The organism is Micromonospora tarensis (assembly GCF_016803395.1).
Classification (GTDB): Bacteria; Actinomycetota; Actinomycetes; order Mycobacteriales; family Micromonosporaceae; genus Micromonospora; species Micromonospora tarensis.
The window spans coordinates 1-6042 of record NZ_JAEVHL010000318.1 but is presented as its reverse complement, the minus strand read 5'-3'; the positions used below and the strand labels follow the sequence as shown (position 1 = coordinate 6042).

Genomic DNA, 6042 nt, shown 5'->3' with positions numbered 1-6042 from the left:
GGCCCCGTTGGCTGGCCCCGGCCCCGTTGGCTGGCCCCGGCCCCGTTGGCTGGCTCCGGCCCTGTTTCGTGGCCCCCATTCCTGGTCCTCGCCCTGTTTCGTGGCTCCCGGCCTGACCTTGGCGTGTTGTGGCCCCCGGCTTGACCTTGGCCCTGTTTCGTGGCCCCCGGTCCTGGTCCTCGCCCTGTTTCGTGGCCCCGGCCTGGGCCACAGTCCTGTTCCGTAGCCCCGGCCCTGGCGATAGTCCTGTGCCCTGGCCCCGGCCTCATCTCCCGGCCCTTCCGGTCTCCCTGTGCTGCCGCTCAGCCCCTTCCCTGGCCCTCGGCCCCCTCTCGTTGCCGCTCGGCCGCTTTCCTGCCCCCGCCGACCTTCCCCTCGTTGATCATGAAGTTATTGTCAGGACACGCCGAGATGGACGGCGATAACTTCATGATCGTCGGGCTGACGGGGCGGTACGGGCCGACGGGCCGACGGGGCGGTACGGGCGGCAGGGCGGGGCGGCAGGGTCGGCGATGGGGAAGGGTGGGTAGGGGTGGAACTGGTGCGGCAGGTGCGGGTTTATGGGTTTTTGCAGCGTTCGGGGCGGGTGCTGGTGGTTCGGGACTCGGTTGGGGGTGAGTTCCCGGGGATGTGGCGGCTGCCGGGTGGTGGGGTCGCCCACGCCGAGCACCCGGAGCGCGCCGTGGTCCGCGTGGTCGCCGAGGAGACGGGGCTGACGGCGGCGGTGGATCGACTGCGCGAGGTGGTCGCCGACGTGGCCACCTATTCGGAGGACGACGTCGCGCTGCACACCGACCGGCTGCTCTTCGACCTCGACCTGCCTGTGCAGCTCGACGTGCCTGAGCAGCTCGATGTGCCTGAGCAGCTCGATGTGCCTGAGCAGCTCGATGTGCGCGAGCAGCTCGACGTGCCTGAGCAGTTGAGTTCCCCTGGGCGGCTCGACGTGTCTGACAGAACGCCGCCGGCCGGCGCACTGCGGGGCGGTTCGGTCGAGCAGGGTCGCTGGCTCACCCTCGCGGAGGCGGCGCGGGTGCCGCTCGCGCCGTTCACCGCTGACGCGCTCGGCCTGCCGGTCACCCCGCTGCCGCCCGGACCGCGCCGGTCGCCCGAGCCGTTTCCGCCGCCGCACCCGGACCGTCGGCTGCGCTTCGGTGCGTACGGGTTGGTCACCGACCCGGCTGGGCGGTTCCTGCTCACGCAGATCGCGGAGGGTTATCCGGGAGCCGGTCTCTGGCACCTGCCCGGCGGTGGCACCGATCACGGTGAGCAGCCGACCACCGGGCTGCTCCGCGAGTTGGTCGAGGAGGGTGGTCAGCGGGGCCGGGTCGTGGAACTCCTCGGCGTGGACAGTCTGCACAATCCCGCCGCGCTCGGCCCGGAGGGCAGGCCGCTCGACTGGCACGGCGTACGGGTGATCTACCGGGTGCTGGTGGACGTACCTACCGACGCGGTGGTCACCGAATCGGCCGGCGGGTCTACGGCGCGGGCCGCGTGGTTCACCCGGGCTGAGGCCGTTGACCTGCCGCTGAGCGACATCGCCCGGATGGCAATCGGACAGAGTGGCCGATAGCACCCCGCTCGCTGAGCCGAGATGGTGACCCTCCGGTACAGTCAGAGTTGGGAATGATGGAGGAAACGGGCGATGAAGCCCGGGATGGGAACAAGCGAGCGGTTCGAGCGGTTTAACCCTGTTATAAGTACCGCCGGCAGCTATCGCCAAGCCACGTTCCCCTATGCGATGGTGTACTCCGCAAAACGGCTGCCGGGCCATGCAAGGTCCGGCACGAGACAGCCGGACACCCGCCACATGGCGGCCAGCAGATCCGGTGATGGAGGAAACGTGCCGAGAGCCCCATGGCGCCGGCGTCGTACTACTGACAGTCCGCGCCCCGCAGGGCGTCGCTGGGCGGGCCGGTTGCGCCGCAGCAGCACGTTCGCCCGCCAGGTGCTGTTGGTCCGGGTCGTCGCCGCGACGGCGACCTGCACCCGACCGACCTGGTCCCGACCGAGCACCGGTACGCCGACCGGCAGCGCCGCCGCTACGGCCTCGACCGGCTCAGCCGCCCGACACTGGGCGTGAACCGGGCGGAGCTCGAGGCGGTCATGCCGGTCAGCCCGGCGATGCCGCCGATGGCGCACACCGACGAGGATTCGTCCCGGTCGATCCCGCTGCTGCCCGGCGAGCGCACCATGGCCCGTCGGATGAAGTTCGGCGTGGTCAACGCCTGCACCCTGGCCAGCCTGATGCTCGGCATGCTGGCCATCTTCCTGGCCATGCAGGGCGAGGTGCGGGTGGCGGCGCTCTGCCTGATCGCCTGCGTCGCCTTCGACGGTCTGGACGGCGCGTTGGCCCGCCGGCTCGGCGTGGCCAGCCCGTTCGGCGCGCAGATGGACTCGTTGGCCGACATGTGCTCGTTCGGTCTCGCCGCGCCGGTCGTGGTCTACGCCTCGCTCGCCGGCTCCGTCTCCACCGCCGCGGCGGCGGTGGCGTGCGCGCTGGTCGCGGCGTGCGCCGCGATTCGGCTGGCCCGCTTCAACGTCTCGCCGAAGGACGGTCGTTTCTTCTGCGGGGTGCCCACCACCATGGCGGCCGCGGTGCTCGCCGTGACCGTGGCGATCGGCCTGCCGGTGCCCGGCGCGGTCCTGGTCGCCGGGGTGGCGCTGCTGGCCTTCGCGATGGTCTCAAGCTTCCCGTACGCCAAGCTCGCCCGCCTGGTGAAGCTGCCGCCGTGGCTCTGGCTGGCCCCGGTGATCGGCGCCCTTGTCGACATCCGGCTCACCTTCGCCCTGATCGTGGTGGGCTACCTGGTCAGCGGGCCGGTCCTCTGGCTGCGGCAGCGTCGTACCGCCTGACCCGAACAGACAGAACGGGGCGTCGCGAACAGCGGCGCCCCGTTCCGTGTCAGCAGCTCAGCGCCAGCGGGCGATGACCGTGGACCCGCCGACCACCTTGTCACCCGGCCCGACCAGCGGGTCCGCGGCCTCGGCGGGCAGGTAGACGTCGGTCCGCGAGCCGAACCGGATCAGGCCGAAGCGCTCGCCCTTGGCCAGCAGTGCGCCGATCGGCGCGCGCTGCACGATCCGGCGGGCGATCAGCCCGGTGCGCTGCGCGACCACCACCGTGCCGTGAGCGGTGTCCAGCACGGTGTACGCCGCCACGTTGTGCTCGGCGTCCGGCTTCATCGCGTTGACGAACCCGCCGTCGGCGACGAAGTAGTCCACCACCTTGCCGGCGACCGGGGCACGGTTGACGTGCACGTCCAGCACCGACAGGAAGACCGCCACCCGCAGCCACTCGCCGTCACCGAAGCGCTCGTCGTGCAGCCGCTGCACCGACAGCACCTGCCCGTCCGCGCTCGCGACCACGGCGGTCGGGTCTTCCGGCACGTCCCGCTCCGGGTCCCGGAAGAACGCGGCGACCGGCCCGGCGGCCAGTGCCGGCAGCAGCCACAGCTTGGACGACGGGCGCGCCACCCGGGCCAGCGCCGCGAGGCCCAGCGCGATGCCGGCCGCCGCCACACCGTTGGAGTCGATGTGCATGCCCCGGGTCACCGGCACACTCGACGGCCGGTACGCGGGAGCCAGGTTGTCGGCCATGGCCGGGGTGGCCGGAGTGAACCGCAGTCGGTAGACGCGTACCGGTGGCGAGTTGCGCAGCACCAGATCGGCGCCGACCCCGTAGAGCGCGTCCTGTCGCGCCAGTTCGGCGGCCGCGCCGTCGGTCCGGCCGGGCGTGGCGATGGTCGCCACGCTCAGCACCGCGCCGGCGGAGAGGTACTTGGTCAGCCCTTCGACGCCGCTGCGGGTCTCCTCGGCGGTGCCGGCGAACACCTCGCCGGCGATGACGACCCCGGCGGTCTCGGCGTCGGCCAGCGTGTCGACGACGCGCACCCGGTCGGCGACCCAGCGGCCCTGGGCGGTGACGTGCTCGCGGAGCGCCGCAGCGCCGAACGGCTCGACGGGCACCACGGTGAGCCGGTCACCGGGGAGCAGCGCCTCGATCGCCGCGGCCAGCACCGCGGAGTCCGGGCTCGCCCCGACCAGCAGGGCGGCCTTGGCATCGTTGATCCGGGCCAGCTCGGCGACGAGGGTACGGGCGGCTCGCTCGCCGATGCGGACCGGACCGGACCGGCCGGTGGGACGCACGGCGGGGGACTGGGTCATGTCGGGCGGGCTCCTGACGGGGTAGAGACGGGGAATCGCGGCGGGGCCGCCACGGCGGGACGGGCCGCCGGCGGAGGCGAGATCTCCACCGGCCAGCATATGCGTCCGTTCGTGCCAGCCGCACCGCCGTCGCGATGCGGTGGACCGACGCCCCGGGCGTCCGGGGTCAGGCTTCTCCGCGCCGCCCCTCCCGCTCGTCGGCCGGCCGCTCGTCGGCGGCCTCGCCCGGTTGGTCGGACCGGGTCGGTTCGTCCCCCGCTGCCGGGCGGCTGACTACTCCGACGGTCGACTCCTCGCCCTCGTCGTCGGACCGGCCGGAAAGCGGGATGGTCTGTGGCTCCGCTGACGGATGCGCCAGCCAGGCCGGGTGGATCGAGTCGGTGGTCGGGGCGTCCGGCGTACTCAGCTCGGCGGTCGGTGCGGCGGCTGTCGGGTCCGACGGGGCGGTGTCCCAGGTGGACCGTTCGGCCTCCCAGACCGGCAGAGCCGCGCCGGAGGTCGACGTGGCGGCACCGGAGACCGGCGCGGACGCCCCGGAGACGGGCGTGACAGCCTCGGCGGCACCGACATCGACACCAGCCTCGGCGGTCGGCTCCGGCCGGCTCGACCGACCCGAGCGCAGCGCGCCGACCAACCCGAAGACCCCGACCAGGATGAGCGCGCTGGCCAGGAACCAGCCGACCGGCGGCAGCGCGAGACCGAGCAGTTGGGCGAGCAACCACCAGGCGGACAGCGCCAGGAACACGAGCCCGAAGGCGAACGACACCAGATCCGTGCGGTGAGCCTTCACCGGGTCACCTCCAGGTTGCCGGCATTGACATGGATGTAGAGGCGCAGGGTGCCACCGCCCGGCCCGTCCGCGCCGAGATCGGTCGATTCCCGTAGCCGGCCGTCCAGCCCGCCGGAGCGGTTGCCGAAGACTGTGGCATCGCCGGCGTTGACGTCGGCCACCGTGGTGACGTCGACGTTCGGCGGCACGACCACTGTCGCCTGGCCGAAGTTGACGGCGACGGTCACCTGGCTGTCCCGTTTCGTGAAGTTGAGCCCGCGCAGGTCGAGCACGGCGTCACCGAAGCTGTTCTCGTACCGGTCGGCGAGGTCGCGGTAGTCGGTGGGTGCCCAGGTCACCGCGCCGTCGACGCCACGGATGCGGTCGTAGGACTCGGCGACCGTCGCCGTGCCCAGCGCCGCCGCCGTCACCAGGCCGAGCGCGATGAGCCAGCGGGCCCGCCCGAACCAGGTGCCGACCAACAGCCCCAGCGCGATCGTGGCCAGCGCTGCGGCGAAGTACGCCGAGGCGCTGATGGTGAAGACGTCCAGCAGGTCGAGCAGGGCGACGAAGCCGAGGACCAGGAAGATCAGCGAGAAGGTCACCGCGCCGAGTGGCGAACGCTCCTTGGGGCGCTTCGGCGGCTTCGGTGGTTTGGGCGCCGGGGGCGCGGGCGGGGCGGGCGACGCGTACGGGCCGTGCGGCGCGAACGGTGGCCGGTAACCGGAGGGTGGCGCGGCGGTGGGATAGCCGGCCGGGGCGGCGGGTGCGCTGCTCACCGGTGCCGACGGCCAACCGGCGCTGGGCGTGCCGGTGGTCGGCCAGCCGGTGGCTGGTGCCGGCCAGCCGGCCGGGACAGCCGTTGTGACGGCCGGTTGCCCGGAGACCGATCCCACCCCGGACACCGGCTGCGCCGCGACGGGCGGCAGCGGACCGCTGGTCGCTGGCACGTCGTACGCCGGGATGGTGGCGGTGGGCGATCCCTGGTGGCCGACCGTCGTGCCGGCGCCGCCGGGCCGGCCGACGGTGCCGTGCTGTACGACGGCGCGGGCCAGGTCACCGGTGGGACGACCGGACCGGCTGGGTTGCCGGACGGCGCGGGCGGCGGC

Annotated in this window: 3 protein-coding genes and 2 pseudogenes; 2 read left to right on the top strand and 3 right to left on the bottom strand. The window is 73.1% G+C overall.

Annotation, left to right across the window (positions count from 1 at the left end):
- Positions 1–532 precede the first annotated feature (532 nt).
- Complete coding sequence (locus tag JM949_RS32620; protein WP_203151915.1) at positions 533–1570, top strand: NUDIX domain-containing protein; 1038 nt, start codon at positions 533–535, stop codon at positions 1568–1570.
- A gap of 345 nt (positions 1571–1915) precedes the next feature.
- Positions 1916–2853: pseudogene (locus tag JM949_RS32615) on the top strand (CDP-alcohol phosphatidyltransferase family protein).
- Between the two features lie 57 nt (positions 2854–2910).
- Here the strand turns inward: JM949_RS32615 and JM949_RS32610 are convergent.
- The 3 genes and pseudogenes from JM949_RS32610 to JM949_RS32600 all read right to left on the bottom strand — a co-directional run.
- On the bottom strand, positions 2911–4164 hold the full coding sequence (locus JM949_RS32610; protein ID WP_203151914.1) for a phosphatidylserine decarboxylase: 1254 nt from the start codon (positions 4162–4164) through the stop codon (positions 2911–2913).
- A 594-nt stretch (positions 4165–4758) separates the two neighbouring features.
- Positions 4759–4954 (bottom strand): annotated as a pseudogene (locus JM949_RS39435) (hypothetical protein); the annotation flags it as partial.
- Positions 4951–6042 (bottom strand): LiaF domain-containing protein (locus JM949_RS32600; RefSeq protein WP_238434302.1); only part of this gene is annotated, 1092 nt, incomplete at its 5' end. The gene JM949_RS32600 and the pseudogene JM949_RS39435, both read right to left, overlap by 4 nt.

Coding starts and splice junctions, on each gene's coding strand:
- JM949_RS32610 (WP_203151914.1), bottom strand. CDS start 4,164: ATGACCCAGTCCCCCGCCGTGCGTCCCACCGGCCGGTCCGGTCCGGTC.